An 18,847-nucleotide genomic window follows, 5' to 3' on the forward strand; every position below is an offset into this window, starting at 1 on the left:
CAGGGCTAGCCACGTCCCGTAGCCCGGATGAAGCGAAGCGCAATCCGGGGGCGGTCCTGACGCGGCGATGCTGTCCCGGATTTCGCTGCGCTCCATCCGGGCTACGAACCCTACAACATGCTCGGCAGCACGCGATCCGGCGGCTTGTGGGCGTCGAGGAAGGTTCGGATGTTGATGATCACCTTCTCGCCCATTTCGACGCGGCCTTCGATCGTGGCCGAGCCCATATGCGGCAACAGCGTCACCTTGCCGGCTCTGGCGAGCCGCACCAGCTTCGGGTTTACCGCGGGCTCGTGCTCATAGACGTCAAGGCCTGCGCCGCCGACATCGCCGGCTTCGATCAGCTTGATCAACGTGTCCTCGTCGATCACCTCGCCGCGCGCGGTGTTGACGATATAGGCTTCCTTCCGGATCAGCTTGAGCCGCCGCGCCGAGAGCAGATGATAGGTCGCCGGCGTGTGCGGGCAGTTCACCGAGATGATGTCCATCCGCGCCAGCATCTGGTCGAGGCTTTCCCAATAGGTCGCCCCCAACTCCTCGGCGATGACGGGCGCGACCGGCCGGCGGTTGTGATAGTGGATCTGGAGGCCGAAAGCGCGGGCGCGGCGCGCCACGGCCTGGCCGATGCGGCCCATGCCGATGATGCCGAGCCGCTTGCCGCCGATGCGGTGGCCCAGCATCCAGGTCGGCGACCAGCCGGCCCAGTGCTGCTTGCCTTCGGTCAGGATCGCGGCGCCTTCAATCATGCGCCTCGGCACCGCAAGGATCAGCGCCATGGTCATGTCGGCGGTGTCCTCGGTCAGCACCTTCGGCGTATTGGTCACCGTGATGCCGCGGGCATGCGCGGCGGTGACGTCGATATTGTCGACGCCATTGCCGAAATTGGCAATCAGCTTCAGCTTGCAGTCGGGCTGATTGATCACGTCCTCGCGGATCATGTCGGTCACGGTCGGCACCAGCACGTCGGCGGTCCTCGCCGCCTCCGCGATCTGCTCCGGCGTCATCGGCGTGTCGTCGAGATTCAGTCTGGCATCGAACAGCTCGCGCATCCGGGTCTCGATCGAGTCCGGCAGCTTGCGGGTGACGACGACGAGAGGCTTTTTCTTCACCGACATGTCCTGCTTTCATGAGGCGCGCGGCCCGTCAAAAACCGAGCCGTTGAGGCCTCATTAACCCGGTTGTTCGACACTGCTGATAGCCGCGCTGTCCCGGCGTTTCCTTCGCGTTTCCTAGGGTTCCCCGATACTTGCCCCGGCTGTCGCCAAGGGGAGACAACGGGAAATTCGGGTGTTCTGGCTCTCAGGCGTTCCGTCCTCTCTAGCAGAAGGCCGGGCCAAGACAAGAACCCCTCGGATCGATGCGGGCAGGGACGCGCAGGGGCCTTCGGGCACGGGTTTGAATTTGGGTTCGGGTTGCAGCTCGCCGAATGCGGGTTGGGCATCTCGGCAGGAGACGAGTTGATGGTCTGGCGTTTGGGTTCATTGGTGGCTTTGGTCGGGAGCATGCTGAGTGCGTCGGTCATGCCCGGACATACCGCCAAGGATCTGAGCCCCACCACCAGCGGCCTGCCGATTCCGCGCTATGTCAGCCTGAAATCCGATCACGTGAACGTCCGGGCCGGCCCGACCAAGGACAATGACGTCGCCTGGGTCTACACGCGGTCGGGGCTGCCGGTCGAGATCACCGCCGAGTTCGAGAACTGGCGCCGGGTGCGCGATTCCGAGGGCGCCGAAGGCTGGGTCTATCACTCCCTGCTGTCCGGCCGCCGCACCGCGGTCGTCACGATGAAGAACAAGGACGATTTGGCCTCGCTGTACGATCGTCCCGACGCCACCAGCGCAATCGCGGCGCGCCTGCAGGCCGGCGTCGTCGCGCAGGTCAAAAAATGCGCCAATAACTGGTGCCGGGTCACCGGTAACGGGTTCGACGGCTGGATCGAGCAGCAACGCCTGTGGGGCGTCTACGCCGACGAGAAGGTGGACTGACGTCTGTTGTCGTCCCGGCCAAGGCCGGGACCCATACCGCGTGATTTCTCGATAGCGCGCGCTGGGAGTCGCCTTAGTAGACAACGAAGATTTGTGGTTATGGGTCCCGGCTTTCGCCGGGACGACGAGTTAGCGCTTCTTGCGCAGCCGTACGACCATGTCGACGCGGGAAATCTCGTAGCCATCAGGCACGTTGGGCATCTTCGACAGCACGAGGTTCGGGTCGGGAATGTCGACCAGCTCGTGGTTGTGCTCGAGATAGAAGTGGTGATGCGTCGACACGTTGGTGTCGAAATAGGTCTTGGTGCCATCGACGCTGACCTGGCGCAGCAGGCCGGCATCGGTCAGCTGGTTGAGCGTGTTGTAGACGGTCGCCAGCGACACCGGAACCTTGGCCAGCGTGGCTTCCTCGTACAGCATTTCAGCGGTCAGGTGGCGGGCTCCCTTGCCGAACAGCAGCCAGCCCAGCGCCATGCGCTGACGGGTCGGCCGGAGGCCGGCAGACTGCAGCATCTCGTTGACGTCATGCCACGGACAACCGGTCAGGGCAGGGTGGTGCCCAGCGCCCCGGGCAGCCGGGTGCACGGCATCATCGTTCACAGCCGGTACTTCGTCGTTCATATCCACTCTATGCACCCAACTCAGGCAATATTCCTCATAAATATAAAAAGGATGCCCATCAGATGCAAGTTTTTCGCAACTAGAACGAATCCAAGCTGCGGTAGAAACCTAAGGAGAAACGGCAATTTATCATCGGAATGCCGCTTTGCCGCCCAGTTAGCCCTATGTTAGAGAGCGCGCGGACCACATATGCGCTTTCGGCAGGGATAACAGGCCGGTAGCGTACCCAGGTAGCGCCAAGATGCGGGACGGGATATTCCGGTTCCCGTGGGTAGATTAAGGTCCGACCAAGCAAAGCGCTTCATCGGGACATCAGAGGTGGAAAGAGGATGCTGGATCGGCGCGGCGGTTACGAATACGAGGATTTGCTGGCTTGCGGGCGGGGCGAGCTTTTCGGTCCCGGCAACGCCCAGTTGCCGCTGCCACCGATGCTGATGTTCGATCGCATCAGTGAGATCTCGCAAACCGGCGGCGAGTACGGCAAGGGGCTGGTGCGCGCCGAGCTCGAAGTGAAACCGGATCTCTGGTTCTTCGGCTGCCATTTCAAGAACGATCCGGTAATGCCGGGCTGCCTCGGCCTCGATGCCATGTGGCAAATGGTCGGCTTTTACCTCGGCTGGATCGGTGGCGAAGGTCGCGGCCGCGCGCTCGGCCTCGGCGAACTGAAGTTCTCCGGACAGGTGCTGCCGCACGCGCGCAAGGTTGTGTACAACATCGATATCAAGCGCGTGATGCGGTCAAAGCTCGTGCTTGGAATTGCCGACGGGTGGCTTTCCATGGACGACGAGATTATCTATCGCGCCAAGGACTTGAAGGTCGGATTGTTCAAGCAGGGCACAGCGCCATCTTGAGCAGGATCATCATGCGGCAACATAAAGGCAGGGCGAGGCGAACATGAGGCGGGTTGTCATCACGGGGATGGGGATTGTCTCGTCCATCGGTAACAACACCCAGGAAGTGCTTGCGAGCCTCTACGAGGCGAAGTCGGGCATTTCGCGCGCGGAGAAGGCTGCTGAGCTCGGCTTCCGTTCGCAGGTGCACGGTGCGCCGACACTCAATCCCGCCGAGGTGATCGATCGCCGCGCGATGCGGTTCCTTGCCGAAGGTGCTGCGTGGAATCACGTCGCCATGGAGCAGGCGATCCGCGACTCCGGCCTCGAGGAAAATGAAGTCTCGAATATTCGCACCGGCATCATCATGGGATCCGGCGGACCGTCGACGCGCACGCTGGTGGAGGCCGCCGACATCGCGCGCGCCAAGGGCCCGAAGCGTGTTGGCCCGTTCGCTGTCCCGAAGGGAATGTCCTCGACCGCGTCGGCAACGCTCGCGACTTGGTTCAAGATTAAGGGCGTGAACTACTCGATCTCCTCGGCTTGCGCGACGTCGAACCATTGCATCGGCAATGCCTACGAGACGATCCAGATCGGCAAGCAGGACATCATCTTCGCCGGCGGCTGCGAGGAACTCGACTGGACGCTGTCGGTGCTGTTCGACGCCATGGGCGCCATGTCGTCGAAGTATAACGACACGCCGGCGACCGCCTCGCGTCCCTACGACATCAGCCGCGACGGTTTCGTGATCGCCGGCGGCGCAGGTGTCGTGGTGCTCGAAGAGCTCGAGCATGCCAAGGCACGCGGCGCCAGGATCTACGGTGAGGTCGTCGGCTACGGCGCGACCTCGGACGGTTACGACATGGTGGCGCCGTCGGGCGAGGGCGCTGAGCGCTGCATGCGCATGGCGATCTCGACGGTGGACACGCCGGTCGATTACATCAATCCGCACGCCACTTCGACGCCGGCCGGTGATCCACCGGAGATCGAGGCGATCCGCAAGGTGTTCGGCACCGGCGACAAGTGCCCGCCGATCTCGGCGACCAAGGCGCTGACCGGCCACTCGCTCGGCGCCACCGGCGTGCAGGAGGCGATCTACTCGCTGCTGATGCTGAACAACGGCTTCATCTGCGAAAGCGCGCATATCACCGAGCTCGATCCGGTGTTCGCCGACATGCCGATCGTGCGCAAGCGCATCGACAACGCCAAGCTCACGACCGTGCTGTCAAACTCGTTCGGCTTCGGCGGCACCAACGCCACGCTGGTATTCAGGCGGCTTGATGCCTGATTTCGCCTCTCCTCGCTTGCTGAGGGAGGTCCGCAGGCAGCGAATGGGGATATTGCAACGATCCGGAATGGGGTGGGAATGATTATTGAACCGCGCGTGCGAGGCTTCATCTGCACGACGGCACATCCCGTCGGCTGCGCCACGAATGTCCGCGAACAGATCGCCTACGTTCTCAAGCAGGGTCCGGTCGCGGACTGTCCGAAACGCGTTGCCGTGCTCGGCTGCTCGACGGGCTACGGCCTCGCGAGCCGCATCGTGGCGACCTTCGCCGGCGGCGCCGACACGATCGGCGTGTCGCTGGAGCGCGAGCCGTCGGAAAAGAGAAGCGCCAGCGCCGGCTGGTACAACAACCGTGCCTTCGAGATCGAGGCCGAGAAGATCGGACGCTCGCCGCTCACACTGGAGGGCGATGCCTTCTCCGACGAGATGAAGAAAGACTTCATCGAGCGCGTGCGCGAAAAATTCGGGCAGCTCGACTTGCTGGTCTACAGCATGGCGGCGCCGGTCCGCACCGATCCGGACACGGGCAAGACCTACCGCTCGGTCATCAAGCCGCTCGGTGCGCCGGTCGAGATCAAGACGCTCGACACCGAGACCGGCGAGGTGTTCCAGACCACCCTTGAACCGGCGAACGAGGAGCAAACCGCGGCCACGGTCGCGGTGATGGGCGGCGACGACTGGAAGCGCTGGATCGACCAGCTGGCTGACGCCGGCGTGCTGGCGCCGGGCTTCCGGACCCTCAACTACACCTATATCGGCAGCGAGCTGACCTGGCCGATCTACTGGAACGGCACGCTCGGCCGCGCCAAGGTCGATCTCGACAGCAAGGCGGAGGCAATTCGGGGCCGGCTCGGTGCGGACGCCGCCCGCGTGGTCGCGCTGAAGGCCGTGGTCACCCAGGCGAGCTCGGCCATTCCGGTGGTGCCGCTCTATGGCACGGTGCTGTTCAAGGTGATGAAGCAGCTCGGACTCCATGAGGGCTGCATCGAGCAGATCGACCGCCTGTTCCGCACCCGCCTCGGCAAGGGCGTCGAACTGGACGATGCGCAGCGCATCCGGGTCGACGATTGGGAGCTTTCGCCCGAAGTGCAGACGGAAGTGTCGCGGCGCTGGCCGCTGCTCACCACCGAGACGCTCGGCGAATTGGCGGACCTCGGCGAATACAAGAGCCAGTTCCTCCGCCTGTTCGGCTTCGGCATCGACGGCGTCGACTACACGCAGGACGTCGATCCTCGCGTCGTCCCGGGCTAGGCCGTTCGAAATTCGTTACTTCGTAGCCCGGATGGAGCGGAGCGCAATCCGGGACAGACGTTGACGTGGAGATAGTTTCCCGGATTTCGCTTCGCTGCATCCGGGCTACATCGCGTTACCCCGCCGCGATCTTCTCTGCGCGCTGGAACGCGGGCCGCGCCACGCAGCGGTCGATATAGGCCTCGAATGACGGCCGCGACGGCACCATCTTGAACACGCGCACCGCAAAGTTCAGTCCCGCCCCGATCGCGATGTCGGCGGCCGAGAACTGATCGCCGAGAATCCATGGCCCCTTCTGCAACTCGGCATCGAGCACGTCGAACACCTGTGCCGCGCTGCCCCATGCTGCGGTGCTGGTCGGCACCTCGAGCTTGGTGAAGAGCTGGATCAGCGCCGGCTCAATGCAGCTCGGCGAGAAGAACAGCCATTGCAGATAGCGTGCGCGTTTCGGATCGTTGGTGGCCGGTGCGAGCTTGGTTTCGGGATAGCGGTCGGCGATATAGGCGCAGATCGCGGCGGCCTCGGCGAGCTTGGCATCGCCGTCGGTCAACGCCGGCACCTTGCCCATCGGGTTGATCTTGAGGAAGTCCGGCGACTTCTGCGCGCCGGTGCTGATATCGGTCAGCACCCGCTCGTAAGCCAGGCCGGATTCTTCCAGCAGCCAGATGGCGGAGAACGAGCGCGAGCGCGGCGACCAGTACAGCTTGATCATGGTGCGGTCCCTTTCTTCGGCATGGACGAAGAGTAGGCGAATTTCGCTCTCTTCCACCGGTAGTGCTTCATCATGAAGCCGGTGACCGGATTGGGCGCTTCCTTCTCGAACACAAAGCCTTCGCGCTCGTACCAGCGCCAGGCCTTCTCGTTCTCGCGGACGCATTTCAACCAGATCTCGTCGGGCATCTGCTGGCGCGTGAAGGCGAGCAGATGGCGTCCGAGGCTCTGGCCCTGATGGGTGGGCACGACCATCAGCTGGTCGAGCAAAAAGGTCGGCAGGTGCAGCGCCAGCATGGCGGCGATGGTGCCGTGATCGTCGGCGACAAACAGGCTCCAGCCGCCCGCGATCTCGCGCGGCAGACGGGCGCGCAGATCGTTCAGCAGACCTTCACTTGCCTGCGAGAGCCCGGTCGAGACCCAGCTGTCCATCCAGGCGCGCGCGATCGCATCAAGTTCGTCAGGACGGGCAGGGCGGATGATCGGCAGCGTCATCGTCGATCCCCTTGGCGTTCGGCACCGGCGGTGCGAAGCTGCGGACGTATAAAGGTGGAAGCCCCGCGAAGCGATCGCGGGGCTTCCAAGCCTAGAGCATCTTCGGTTCTGATTGAATCAGAACCGAAGCTCTAGATTCTTGTTTTGACGCGTTTTCTTCACGCGGACCGGCGTCCACTTCGCTCGAAAACGCTCTAACGCAGTTCGTTGCGACCGGCGAGCCCGCGGCTCACACGCCGAGCGTGCCGGCCTTGGCTGCGGCATAACGCTCGGCCACGGCCTTCCAGTTCACCGTATTCCACCACGCCTTGAGGTAATCGGGCCGCCGGTTCTGGTAGGTCAGGTAATAGGCGTGCTCCCAGACGTCGTTGCCGAGCAGCGCGCGTTTACCGTCCATGATCGGATTGTCCTGGTTCGGCCGCGTCTCGATCGCGAGCTTGCCGTCCCTGGTCACGGTGACGAACACCCAGCCGGAGCCGAACACGCGCCCGCCGGCGGCGTTGAAATCGGCCTGGAGTTTTTCCAAGCCGCCGAGGTCGCGGTCGATCGCGGCGAGCACGTCGTCGTCGGGCTTGCCGCCGTTCGGTCCCATGATCTGCCAGAACATCGTGTGGTTGGCGTGGCCACCCATGTTGTTACGAACGCCGGTACGGATCGCGTCCGGCACGCTGCCGAGATTGGCGAGCACCTCGGTGACCGGCTTCTCCGCGATCTGCGGATTGTCCTTGGCGAATGTGTTGAGGTTGGTGACATAGGCTTGGTGATGCCGGTCGTGATGGATTTCCATCGTCTTGGCATCGATATGCGGCTCCAGCGCATTGGCGGGATAGGCCAGCGGTTCGATCTTGAACGGTCCGGCCGGGGCCTGTGTCGTGGCCTGCGCGAACGCGAAACGTGGCGCTGCCGCGGCCGCGGCGGTCGTAGTTGCCGCGAGCACGAGATGGCGGCGGGATATAAGTGACATCGATTCCTCCTGGCCTGTAGCTCCAGTGTCCCCGTCGACAGAGCATAGCGAGATACGCGCGAGCCACCGTATGCCGTTTCGAAGACGGTCATTGTGACGCTGCGTCGGAATCTCGCATTGTCTGACAGGGCGCTGGCCCGTTCGAACATCCCATCAAACAAAAAGGGCGGCCTTTCGGCCGCCCTTCGTCGTTTCATTTCAAACAAGCTTACTCGCCGGCAGCTTCGCGCGGGGCCGGGGCGTCGGTCTTCTGCTTGGCCTCGAGGTCCTCGCCGGTCTCCTGGTCGACCGCCTTCATCGACAGGCGGGTCTTGCCGCGATCGTCGAAGCCGAGCAGCTTGACCTTGACCTTGTCGCCTTCCTTGACGACGTCGGAGGTCTTCTGCACGCGGCTGGCCGCGAGCTGGCTGATGTGGACGAGGCCGTCCTTGGCGCCGAAGAAGTTCACGAACGCGCCGAACTCCATCACCTTGACGACGGTGCCCTCGTAGATCTGGCCGATCTCCGGATCGGAGGCGATCGACTTGATCCACTTGATCGCAGCCTTCATCGCCTCGCCGTCGTTGGAGGCGACCTTCACGGTGCCGTCGTCCTCGATGTTGACCTTGGCGCCGGTCTTCTCGACGATCTCGCGGATCACCTTGCCGCCGGTGCCGATCACTTCGCGGATCTTGTCGGTGGCGATCTTGAAGGTCTCGATGCGCGGCGCGTATTCGCCGAGCTCGGCACGCGCCGCGGTCAGGGCCTTGGACATCTCACCCAGGATGTGGATGCGTCCTTCCTTGGCCTGGCCGAGCGCCACCTTCATGATCTCCTCGGTGATGCCCTCGATCTTGATGTCCATCTGGAGCGAGGTGATGCCCTGGTCGGTGCCGGCGACCTTGAAGTCCATGTCGCCGAGATGATCCTCGTCGCCGAGGATGTCCGACAGCACCGCGAAGCGCTGACCTTCGAGGATCAGGCCCATGGCGATACCGGCGGTCGGCCGCTTCAGCGGCACGCCGGCGTCCATCAGCGACAGCGAGGCGCCGCAGACCGAGGCCATCGAGGACGAGCCGTTCGACTCGGTGATCTCGGAGACCACGCGGATCGTGTACGGGAACTCGTGATGCGGCGGCAGCACCGGGTGGATCGCGCGCCAGGCGAGCTTGCCGTGGCCGATCTCGCGGCGCTTGGTGCCGCCGAGGCGGCCGGTCTCACCGACCGAGTAGGGCGGGAAGTTGTAGTGCAGCAGGAACGTTTCCTTGTACGTCCCCGACAGCGCGTCGATGTACTGCTCGTCCTCGCCGGTGCCGAGCGTGGTCACCACCACCGCCTGGGTCTCGCCGCGAGTGAACAGCGCCGAGCCGTGGGCGCGCGGCAGCACGCCGGCTTCGGCGACGATGTTGCGCACGGTCTTCGCGTCACGGCCGTCGATGCGCTTGCCGGTGTCGAGGATGTTCCAGCGAACGATCTTGGCTTCCAGTTCCTTGAACACGCCGGCGACGCGGAGCTTGTCGTATTTCGGCTCCTGGCCTTCCGGGAAGAAGTGCGCGAGCACCTTCTCCTTGACGGCACCGACCGCGGCATAGCGTTCCTGCTTGACCGGGATCGCGTAGGCCTTGCGGAGATCCTGCTCGGCAATGCCAAGCATCTCCTTCTCGATCTCCGAATTGTCGATCGTGGTGACTTCGCGCGGCTCCTTGGCAGCCTTCTCGGCGAGCTCGATGATCGCGTTGATGACCGGCTGGAAGTGGCGGTGGCCGAACATGACCGCGCCGAGCATCACGTCTTCGTTGAGCTCCTTGGCTTCCGATTCCACCATCAGCACGGCGTCGGCCGTGCCGGCGACGACGAGATCGAGCTGGGTCTCGGTCATCTCGTCGAGCGTCGGGTTGAGCACGTATTCATCATTGGCGAAGCCGACGCGCGCGGCGCCGATCGGGCCCTTGAACGGCGCGCCCGACAGCGTCAGGGCGGCGGAGGCGGCGACCAGCGACACGATGTCCGGATCGTTCTCCATGTCGTGCGACAGGACGGTGACGATCACCTGGGTCTCGTTGCGCCAGCCGTCGACGAACAGCGGACGGATCGGGCGGTCGATCAGACGGGAGACCAGCGTCTCCTTCTCGGTCGGACGGCCTTCGCGCTTGAAATAGCCGCCGGGAATGCGGCCCGCGGCATAGGTCTTCTCCTGGTAGTCGACCGTGAGCGGCAGGAAGTCGACGCCTTCGCGCGGCGTCTTCGCGGCGACGACGGTGGCGAGCACCACGGTCTCGCCGTAGGTGGCCATCACGGCGCCGTCGGCCTGGCGGGCGATCTTGCCGGTTTCAAGTTTGAGGGGACGTCCACCCCAGTCGATCTCGACGGAATGCGAATTGAACATTTCGGTTTTCTTTCATGGTTTCACGAAAGCACGGCGCCCTGAAACACAAAGACCATGCCAAGACGGCGAGACACTGATGCGCTGCTGCGGTCAGCATCCGGCGATCCTGCCATGGTCCCTGGATTTCGGATGGCGTCCATCCTTTCGGTCATCTGGGCATCTTGCCCGGTCCAGCGGCCGGATTGCTGCTGGACGCTAGTGTGCATGGCGCGATGGCCATGCTGTTGCGCATGATCATCTTTCGACAATTCGAAAGCCCGATTTCACGGACGACCATACGAAAACGCGCGCGAACCTCGCGCGCGTGCTTCTCAAATCAACGACGGATGTTGTGCTTCTCGAGCAGCGCCTTGTAGCGCGCCTCGTCCTTGCGCTTGATGTAGTCAAGCAGGGAGCGACGCGTCGACACCAGCTTCAGGAGGCCGCGGCGTGAATGGTTGTCCTTCACATGGCTCTTGAAGTGCTCGGTGAGGTTATTGATGCGTTCCGACAGGATCGCGACCTGAACCTCGGGCGAGCCGGTGTCGCCGGCTTTGTTGGCATTCGTCTTGATGACTTCCGCTTTGCGTTCGGCGGTAATCGACATCGTCAGTTACTTTCGTTGTTGCGAGCCGGACTGGCAGTCAGTCCGTTCAGGTTGAACACGCGCTTGGGGATGAGTTCGCCATTGCCAATCTCGGCAAGCGCGAGAAGTCGGCCTGCCACCGTGACATAGACTGTGCCGCTGGTATTGGGCGCATCCCGTCCGCGCAACAAAACGGCCTGGCCCCGGTGGAGCCTTGCCGCATCAGCCCGTGTGACGGCCAGTGCCGGGATGTCGTCCAGCGCGGTCTCAACGGGCAAAAGCGCGTCGGCGAGGCTGCCCTCGCCAGACGCGGCTCTATTGCATAAAGCCTCCAACTGTTCCAGCGGAATCATGTCCCGCTCGGTAAACGGACCGACCAGGGTCCGCCGCAGGGCGCAGATATGGCCGAAACAGCCCAGAATCCGGCCCATATCGCGGGCCAGGGCTCGGACATAGGTTCCCTTGCCGCACTCGGCCTCGAACACGGATTGTCCGTTATCTCCGTGTTCTACAAGGGTTAATTCGTGAATCTCGACCGGACGGGGCTTCAATTCCACGGTCTCGCCGTCGCGTGCCAGATCATAGGCCCGCTCACCCTGCACCTTGATGGCCGAATATTGCGGCGGGATCTGCTCGATCACCCCGGTGAAGCGCGGCAGCAATTGGCGGATCGAATCGGCGGTCGGCCTATTCTCGCTGGTCCTGACCGGCCGTCCCTCGGTGTCGTCGGTGTCGCGCTCCTCGCCCCAGCTGACCGTGAAGCGGTAGCGCTTGCGGCCGTCCATCACGAACGGCACCGTCTTGGTGGCCTCGCCCAGCGCGATCGGCAGGCCGCCGGAGGCGAGCGGATCGAGCGTGCCCGCATGGCCGGCGCGCTTGGCCTGGAACAGGCGCTTGAGCACGGCAACGGCCTGTGTCGAGGTCATCCCGATCGGCTTGTCGAGCACCACCCAGCCATGGACGTCGCGCTTGTCGCGGCGCGGCTGCTGGTTCTGCCTGCCGTGCTTCTGGCGCGGGTCGTTGTTGGTGCGGCGCGTATCGTCGGTGCGCGGCCCGGCAAAAGCATCCCGCTCAGCGTCGCGCGCATCGGCATCCTTCGCGTCGATCACGCTGTTGGTCGTCATCACAGTCATCACTCGTCGTCCGAATCGGGTGCAAGGTCTCGCTGCACCGCAGGTGTCCGCAGTAGTTTCTCGATGCGCTCCGCCTCGTCGAATCGCTCATCGACGCGGAAGCGAATGTCGGGTGCAAATTTCAGGTTGACGCGATGCGCGATCTCGCCGCGAAGGAACTTCTTGTTGCGCTCGAGCGCTGATATCACCGCGCCGGTGTCGCGTCCGCCGAGCGGCATCACGTAGACCGTGGCGAGCTTCAGGTCCGGCGACATGCGCACCTCGGGAACGGTGATGATGTGGCCTTCCAGATCGGGATCGTGAACCTGACCCTGTGACAGAATCTCGGCAACCGCATGGCGAACCGTTTCGCCGACGCGCAGCTGACGTTGCGATCCGCCGGGGCTGGAACTCTTCTTTTGACGGGGCATGACCTTCTTCCAAAACCGTCGCGCCCGCCGGCCTTGGCCGCGGGCATCAATGTCTAGCTTTGCTTTCAATCGGACGATGCGCCGGTGGCCGGACTAAAAGTCCGGCCACGTCGTCGCATTTTCAGTTAAATGGACCCAACGCTTAGTAAGATCTGCGCTTCGTAAGATTTGGACTTACAGAGAGCGCTGGATCGTCTCGATGCGGTAACATTCGATCACGTCGCCGACACGCATGTCGCCGTAGTTCTCGAATGCCATGCCACACTCCTGGCCGGCGACCACTTCCTTCACTTCATCCTTGAAGCGCTTCAGCGTCGACAGCTTGCCTTCGTGCACCACGACGTTGTCGCGGATCAGGCGAACATTGGCGCCGCGTTCCACGGTGCCGTCGGTGACGCGGCAACCCGCGACCTTGCCGACCTTGGAAATGTTGAACACTTCCAGGATCTGCGCGTTGCCCAGCATGGTTTCGCGCAGCGTGGGCGCGAGCAGGCCGGACATCGCCTTTTTGATGTCATCCACGAGGTCGTAGATGATGTTGTAGTAGCGGATCTCGATGCCGTTGCGCTTGGCTGCGGCCGCCGCTTCCTTGTTGGCGCGGACCGAGAAGCCGATGATCGCGGCGTTGAAGCCTTCCGCGAGCGTGACGTCGGACTCCGAGATGCCGCCGACGCCGGCATGCAGGATGCGGGCGGCGACTTCGTCGGTGCCGAGCTTCTCGAGCGAACCCAGGATCGCTTCCAGCGAGCCCTGCACGTCGGCCTTGACGATCAGCGGGAACTCCTTGCGGCCCGCGGTCTTGAGCTGCGACATCATCTGCTCGAGCGAGCCGCGCATGCCGGAGATCGAGGCAGCCGCGTTCTCGCGCTTCTGGTGCGCACGGTAGCTCGTGACCTGGCGGGCGCGGGCTTCGTTCTCGACGACAGCGAGACGGTCGCCGGCTTCCGGCGGACCGTTGAAGCCGAGCACCTCGACCGGCACCGACGGGCCGGCCTCGTCGAGATTCTCGCCCTGGTCGGAGATCAAGGCGCGGACGCGGCCCATCTCGGCACCGGCCACGATGATGTCGCCGATCCGCAGCGTGCCGCGCTGCACCAGCACGGTCGCGACCGGACCGCGGCCACGATCGAGCTTGGCTTCGATCACGGTGCCTTCCGCCGGACGCTGCGAATTGGTCTTCAGGTCGAGGATTTCAGCCTGCAGCGCGATCATCTCGAGCAGCCGGTCGAGATTGGTCTTGTTCTTGGCCGAGACCTCGACGTCGACGACGTCGCCGCCGAGCGATTCGACCTGCACCTCGTACTGCAGCAATTCGGTGCGCACGCGCTCCGGCCGCGCATCGGGCTTGTCGATCTTGTTGATCGCCACGATCATCGGCACCTTGGCCGCCTTGGCGTGGTTGATCGCCTCGATCGTCTGCGGCATCACGCCGTCATCGGCCGCGACCACCAGCACGACGATGTCGGTGACCTTGGCGCCGCGGGCGCGCATCGCGGTGAACGCGGCGTGGCCTGGCGTATCGATGAAGGTGATCTTCTTGCCGCTTTCCGGCGAAGTCACCTGATAGGCACCGATGTGCTGGGTGATACCGCCGGCTTCGCCCGACACCACGTTGGCGTGGCGCAGCGCGTCGAGCAGCGAGGTCTTGCCGTGGTCGACGTGACCCATGACGGTGACCACGGGCGAACGCGGCTCGGTGTCGGTGGAATTGTCGACGACGTCGAACAGGCCTTCCTCAACGTCGGATGCGGCGACGCGCTTGACGCTATGGCCGAGTTCTTCGGCGATCAGTTGCGCCGTGTCGGCATCGATCACGTCGGTGATCTTGTGCATCGCGCCCTGCTTCATCAGCATGCGGATGACGTCGACCGCGCGCTCCGACATGCGGTTCGCGAGTTCCTGGATCGTGATCGCTTCCGGAATGACGACTTCGCGGATCAGCTTTTCCTTCTGCTCGTTCGCGGCGTGACCCTTCAGACGCTGGGTACGGCGGCGGAACGAGGCGATCGAGCGCTCGCGGACGTCGTCGGCGGTGAGCGCCGTGACGACCGTGAGTCGTCCGCGCTGCTTCTGCGGGCCGGGCTTCTGGGTGGTCTTCGGGGCCGCGACGGGACGCACGGCGCCGCCGGGACGGCGCACCAGGCGCGGACCTTCGTCTTCGTCCGTCGCATCTGCGGCAACCCCCGGGGGCCTCGGCGCGACGACCGGTGTGCGCGCAGGCGTTGTGGTCGTGGTGCGGGCTGCCGGCGCCCGGGCCGCCGGAGCAGACGCGGGTGCGGCCGTGGCAGGCCTGGCCGGTGCAGCGGCAGGCGCTGCGCCGGGCTTGGCTTCGCCCTCGCCGAAGCGGCGCTTGGCCTCGACTTCGGCCTTGCGCTTGGCCTCTTCCTCGTGGCGGTGGCGTTCCTCTTCCGCCTTGCGGCGGGCCTCGGCGGCCTCGCGCTCGACCTTCTCGGCAGCCTCGCGGACGGCGCGACGCTTGGCTTCCTCTTCGGCTTGACGACGCTCCTCGATGTCGCGCTGACGGGCGTCGGCAAGCGCGCTGGCGCGCGCGGAACGCTCGTCTTCAGTCAGGGTCGGCAGCACCACGCCGGAGCGGGTGTTGCGCTGTTGCTGGCCGGGAGGCGGACCCGAGGGGCGGCCCTGCGGCGGCCTCGGGGCGGGCGCCACCGGCTTTGCAACCACGGGTTCCGGCGCATGCGCCTCGCCGGGGCCATCGCCACCGACGCGACGCTTGCCGCGTTTCTCGACCACGACCTGCTTGGTCCGGCCGTGGCTGAAGCTCTGGCGCACGGTGCCCGTCTCGACGCGCGGCTTCAGCGACAACGTCTTGCTCGGGACACTCAGAGTCTTGTCGCCAGGGGTCTTGGTATCAACCATTCAGCAGTCCTAATCTCGTTTCGCTGTGCGTATGCCGCACAAATCCTTCAACTGTCGTCGTTTGCTGAGCATGATCCGGTCGGAATGACGGCGTCCGCCTTCCTGGATCAGGCTCTGGAATTTCTGGCCGCTTCGGCGGTCTTGTCGTCGTCGGCCATCCGGTATCGGACCAGCAACTGGCAGCGCGACAGGAACGTCTTGCTCGCCGGGCCCGCGAGCAGCGCAGCATGTATCACATTTGACCGCCCAAGTGCCAAATCCAATTCTTCCGACGTCAAAACATTGACGACGGCGATTACCGGCGATTCACCACGTTTTTCGCCCCTTTGCCTGACGATCGCGTCCAATTTGCGGATTCCGTCCGCTGCGCCGTCCGAAGCGTGGATCAGGGCTGCGGTTTCGTTCCGGTTGAGTGCGTCCTCGACCTTGCCGAAGCCCGCGACGACCTGCCCGGCCTTGGCGGTCATCGCCAGGGCCTCGGTGACGCTGCGGACCAGGAGGGCGTCGGTGTCGGCGGGAAGGGTCGGCGCGACGCGGACATCGCGCTTGAATCCCTTGCTAAATTGGTGACGACGGACCGCTTCCGCAACGCTGCGCCGCGATGCGGAAACCCACATTCCGCGGCCCGGCAGCTTGCGCTTGAGATCCGGGATCACCTCGCCCGTGGGCGCGATGACGAACCGGATCAGTTCGTCGATCGGACGCACCTCGCGGCTGACCGCGCACATCCGCGTGGTCGCGGACTTCTGTGTCCGCGGCCCATCGTCGAGATCGGGGTCAGCCTGAGCGAGCATCCGTGGGGCATCTCCCTACGACGCCGTTTCTGCTTCGGCGGCCTCGGCCTCCTCAGCAGGCTTGGCAAGGTCGGCCTCGGTGATCCAGCCGGCCTTCAGACGGGCCTGCATGATCAAGGCCTCGGCCTCGTCGCGCGAGACCTCGATGCCATCGAGGAACCCGGCATGCTTGGTCGGCTCGCCGCCTTCCTTGCGCTCGGTCCAGCCGACCAGATCGTCGGTGGCACAGCCGGCCAGATCCTCGACGGTCTTCACGTCGTTCTCGCCGAGCTTCACCAGCATCTTGCCGGTGACGCCGGGCACGTCCTTCATGGCGTCCTCGACGCCGAGTTCCTTGCGCTTGGCCTCGAGTTCAGCCTCAAGCTGCTCCAGATATTCGCGGGCGCGGGTCTGCAGCTCGGTGGCGGTCTCCTCGTCGAAACCTTCGATACCGGCGAGTTCCTTGACATCGACCAGCGCGAGTTCCTCGACCGAGGTGAAGCCTTCGGAGGCGAGCAGCTGGCCGACCACCTCGTCGACATTGAGCGCTTCCATGAACACGCGGGTCGAGTTCTCGAAGTCGGCCTGGCGGCGCTCCGACTCTTCCTGCTCGGTCAGGATGTCGATGTCCCAGCCGGTCAGCTGCGAAGCGAGGCGGACGTTCTGGCCGCGGCGGCCGATCGCCAGCGAGAGCTGGTTGTTGGTGTCGGGAACCACGACCTCGATGCGCTCGCGGTCTTCGTCGATCACGACCTTGGCGACTTCAGCCGGCGCCAGCGCGTTGACGACGAAGGTCGCAATGTCGGGCGACCACGGGATGATGTCGATCTTCTCGCCCTGCAGCTCGTTCACCACGGCCTGCACGCGCGAGCCGCGCATGCCGACGCAGGCGCCGACCGGATCGACCGAGGAATCGCGCGAGATCACGCCGATCTTGGCGCGCGAGCCCGGATCGCGGGCGACCGCCTTGATCTCGACGATGCCGTCGTAGATCTCGGGCACTTCCTGCGCGAACAGCTTCGCCATGAACTGCGGATGGGTGCGCGACAGGAAGATCTGCGGACCGCGCGTCTCGCGGCGGACGTCGAAGATATAGGCGCGGACGCGGTCGCCGTTGCGGAACACTTCGCGCGGCAGCATCTCGTCGCGGCGCACGATCGCTTCGCCACGGCCGAGATCGACGATCACGCTGCCGTATTCGACGCGCTTGACGATGCCGTTGACGATGTCGCCGATGCGGTCCTTGAATTCCTGGTACTGCCGGTCGCGTTCGGCCTCGCGCACCTTCTGCACGATCACCTGCTTGGCGGATTGCGCGGCGATACGGCCATATTCCAGCGGCGGCAGCGTGTCGGCGATGGTGTCGCCGACCTGGGCGCCCGGATTGGCGCGCTGCGCATCATGCAGCGAAATCTGGTTCGACGAGTTCTCGACGACATCGACCACCAGCATGTGGCGGGTCAATCGCAGCTCGCCCTTCTTGGCGTCGATCTCGGCATGGACGTCGGTCTCGCTGCCGTAGCGGGCACGTGCCGCCTTGGCGATGGCGTCTTCCATCGCCGCGATCACGATGGAGCGGTCGATCGACTTTTCGCGCGCAACTGCGTCTGCGATCTGCAGCAGTTCGAGTTTGTTGGCGCTGACTGCCATGGCTTAGTCTCCTTCGAATGGATCGATCTCGCCACGGCGCGCGCGTTCGGCGGCCAGGCGGTGCTTTTTGGTGTTGGTCGGGGCCGGCTTGATGCCGGGCTTCTGAGCAGGCTTGGGTTTCGGCTTCTGACTCTTCGCAGGATCGCCCTTCTTGGCGTGGGCCGGCTGCGGCGGCGCGAGGCCGAGCTCGCGGCGCAGCTCGCGCTCGGCGGCCTTGCCGCGGCGCATCGATTCCTCGATCAGTTCGTCGGTTAGCACCAGCCGCGCGTCCGAAATGTCCTCCATCACCAGGAGAACTTCAGCGTCCTCGGTGGGACGTGAATCATCGCGCTTGATGCGCACCGCGTTGCCTTCGACGCCGTCGAGCAGGCCGCGGAACCGCTTGCGGCCCTGATGCGCCACCGCCATCTCGATCTTCACCAGATGCCCGGTGTAGCGCTCGAAGTCGGAGCGGCGCACCAGCGGCCGGTCGATGCCGGGCGACGAGATTTCCAGCCGGTAGGCGCGCTCGATCGGGTCGGCGACATCGAGCACCGGCGACAGCGCGCGCGAGATCGCCTCGCAATCCTCGAGCTGCATCGAGCCGTCGGGACGCTCCGCCATGATCTGCACGGTGCAGCCGGCGTCGCCCGAGACCTTGATGCGCACCAGGCGATAGCCCATGCCCTGCAGCACCGGGACCGCGACGGCGGCGACGCGTGCCGCAACCCCGGGCTCGACGACAAGCCGCGGCTCGGCGAGCAGTTCGGTGTCCACTGACGTGGCGGTCGGATCGGTCATATCCAGTGTCAAAGGCTGTCTAAGGTCTATGGGTTGTCTGAGGTCTGTTGTGTTGTTCAGGTGGCCTTAAGGGGCCGCTAACGCTACCTAAACTGGACCCGGCCTCGCTGGGTCCCGTCAGGTAATAAAAAAGAGCGGGTCCCGGGGGG

General features: G+C 64.4%; 17 protein-coding genes. 4 read left to right on the top strand and 13 right to left on the bottom strand.

Annotation, left to right across the window (positions count from 1 at the left end; translation table 11 throughout):
• Window positions 1-110: 110 nt before the first annotated feature.
• Window positions 111-1,115 carry a D-glycerate dehydrogenase gene (locus AAFG13_RS27390; RefSeq protein WP_212312485.1) on the bottom strand — a complete coding sequence of 335 codons (1,005 nt, stop codon included), beginning with the start codon at window positions 1,113-1,115 and terminating at the stop codon, window positions 111-113.
• A gap of 345 nt (window positions 1,116-1,460) precedes the next feature.
• Here AAFG13_RS27390 and AAFG13_RS27395 point away from each other — a divergent pair, with 345 nt between their 5' ends.
• A complete protein-coding gene (locus AAFG13_RS27395; RefSeq protein ID WP_097671295.1) occupies window positions 1,461-1,985 on the top strand; it encodes an SH3 domain-containing protein in 525 nt (174 codons plus the stop codon).
• A 129-nt stretch (window positions 1,986-2,114) separates the two neighbouring features.
• On the opposite strand, the gene irrA is transcribed toward AAFG13_RS27395, so the two are convergent.
• On the bottom strand, window positions 2,115-2,606 hold the full coding sequence (irrA, locus tag AAFG13_RS27400) for an iron response transcriptional regulator IrrA (protein ID WP_163156898.1): 492 nt from the start codon (window positions 2,604-2,606) through the stop codon (window positions 2,115-2,117).
• A gap of 329 nt (window positions 2,607-2,935) precedes the next feature.
• On the opposite strand from irrA, the gene fabA reads away from it, so the two are divergent.
• The 3 genes from fabA to fabV all read left to right on the top strand — a co-directional run bounded on the left by fabA (window position 2,936) and on the right by fabV (window position 5,975).
• A complete protein-coding gene (gene fabA / locus AAFG13_RS27405) occupies window positions 2,936-3,457 on the top strand; it encodes a 3-hydroxyacyl-[acyl-carrier-protein] dehydratase FabA (protein ID WP_028343922.1) in 522 nt (173 codons plus the stop codon).
• 43 nt (window positions 3,458-3,500) lie between these two features.
• Window positions 3,501-4,724: a beta-ketoacyl-ACP synthase I gene (fabB, locus tag AAFG13_RS27410; RefSeq protein ID WP_212312483.1), complete on the top strand. Its 1,224-nt coding sequence runs from the start codon at window positions 3,501-3,503 to the stop codon at window positions 4,722-4,724.
• A gap of 78 nt (window positions 4,725-4,802) precedes the next feature.
• Window positions 4,803-5,975, top strand: coding sequence for an enoyl-ACP reductase FabV (gene fabV / locus AAFG13_RS27415; RefSeq protein WP_342708760.1), 1,173 nt, complete (start codon window positions 4,803-4,805; stop codon window positions 5,973-5,975).
• A 115-nt stretch (window positions 5,976-6,090) separates the two neighbouring features.
• Here the strand turns inward: fabV and AAFG13_RS27420 are convergent, their stop codons facing one another.
• From AAFG13_RS27420 to rimP, 11 genes are all read right to left on the bottom strand, one after another.
• Entirely contained in the window at window positions 6,091-6,687 is a 597-nt protein-coding gene (locus AAFG13_RS27420; RefSeq protein WP_342708761.1) for a glutathione S-transferase family protein, read from the bottom strand.
• The gene (locus AAFG13_RS27425) at window positions 6,684-7,181 is read right to left on the bottom strand and encodes a GNAT family N-acetyltransferase (protein ID WP_212312471.1); all 498 of its coding nucleotides are present in this window, start codon (window positions 7,179-7,181) and stop codon (window positions 6,684-6,686) included. Before AAFG13_RS27425 ends, AAFG13_RS27420 begins: the two co-directional genes overlap by 4 nt.
• A gap of 229 nt (window positions 7,182-7,410) precedes the next feature.
• Entirely contained in the window at window positions 7,411-8,145 is a 735-nt protein-coding gene (locus tag AAFG13_RS27430) for a superoxide dismutase (RefSeq protein WP_249132092.1), read from the bottom strand.
• A 208-nt stretch (window positions 8,146-8,353) separates the two neighbouring features.
• Window positions 8,354-10,510, bottom strand: a complete 2,157-nt coding sequence (gene pnp / locus AAFG13_RS27435; protein ID WP_212312469.1) for a polyribonucleotide nucleotidyltransferase — start codon at window positions 10,508-10,510, stop codon at window positions 8,354-8,356.
• 316 nt (window positions 10,511-10,826) lie between these two features.
• Window positions 10,827-11,096, bottom strand: coding sequence for a 30S ribosomal protein S15 (gene rpsO, locus AAFG13_RS27440; RefSeq protein WP_016844725.1), 270 nt, complete (start codon window positions 11,094-11,096; stop codon window positions 10,827-10,829).
• Window positions 11,097-11,098: 2 nt separating this feature from the next.
• On the bottom strand, window positions 11,099-12,208 hold the full coding sequence (gene truB, locus AAFG13_RS27445; protein ID WP_342708762.1) for a tRNA pseudouridine(55) synthase TruB: 1,110 nt from the start codon (window positions 12,206-12,208) through the stop codon (window positions 11,099-11,101).
• Complete coding sequence (gene rbfA, locus AAFG13_RS27450) at window positions 12,208-12,618, bottom strand: 30S ribosome-binding factor RbfA (RefSeq protein WP_212312459.1); 411 nt, start codon at window positions 12,616-12,618, stop codon at window positions 12,208-12,210. The genes truB and rbfA overlap by 1 nt, the downstream gene beginning before the upstream one ends.
• Window positions 12,619-12,792: 174 nt before the next feature.
• A complete protein-coding gene (infB, locus tag AAFG13_RS27455; RefSeq protein ID WP_342708763.1) occupies window positions 12,793-15,495 on the bottom strand; it encodes a translation initiation factor IF-2 in 2,703 nt (900 codons plus the stop codon).
• 107 nt (window positions 15,496-15,602) lie between these two features.
• The gene (locus AAFG13_RS27460; RefSeq protein WP_342708764.1) at window positions 15,603-16,289 is read right to left on the bottom strand and encodes an RNA-binding protein; all 687 of its coding nucleotides are present in this window, start codon (window positions 16,287-16,289) and stop codon (window positions 15,603-15,605) included.
• A gap of 15 nt (window positions 16,290-16,304) precedes the next feature.
• On the bottom strand, window positions 16,305-17,918 hold the full coding sequence (gene nusA / locus AAFG13_RS27465) for a transcription termination factor NusA (RefSeq protein WP_207834312.1): 1,614 nt from the start codon (window positions 17,916-17,918) through the stop codon (window positions 16,305-16,307).
• A gap of 3 nt (window positions 17,919-17,921) precedes the next feature.
• Window positions 17,922-18,698 carry a ribosome maturation factor RimP gene (gene rimP / locus AAFG13_RS27470; RefSeq protein WP_342708765.1) on the bottom strand — a complete coding sequence of 259 codons (777 nt, stop codon included), beginning with the start codon at window positions 18,696-18,698 and terminating at the stop codon, window positions 17,922-17,924.
• Window positions 18,699-18,847 lie beyond the last annotated feature (149 nt).

This window comes from Bradyrhizobium sp. B124, assembly GCF_038967635.1.
Taxonomy (GTDB): domain Bacteria; phylum Pseudomonadota; class Alphaproteobacteria; order Rhizobiales; family Xanthobacteraceae; genus Bradyrhizobium.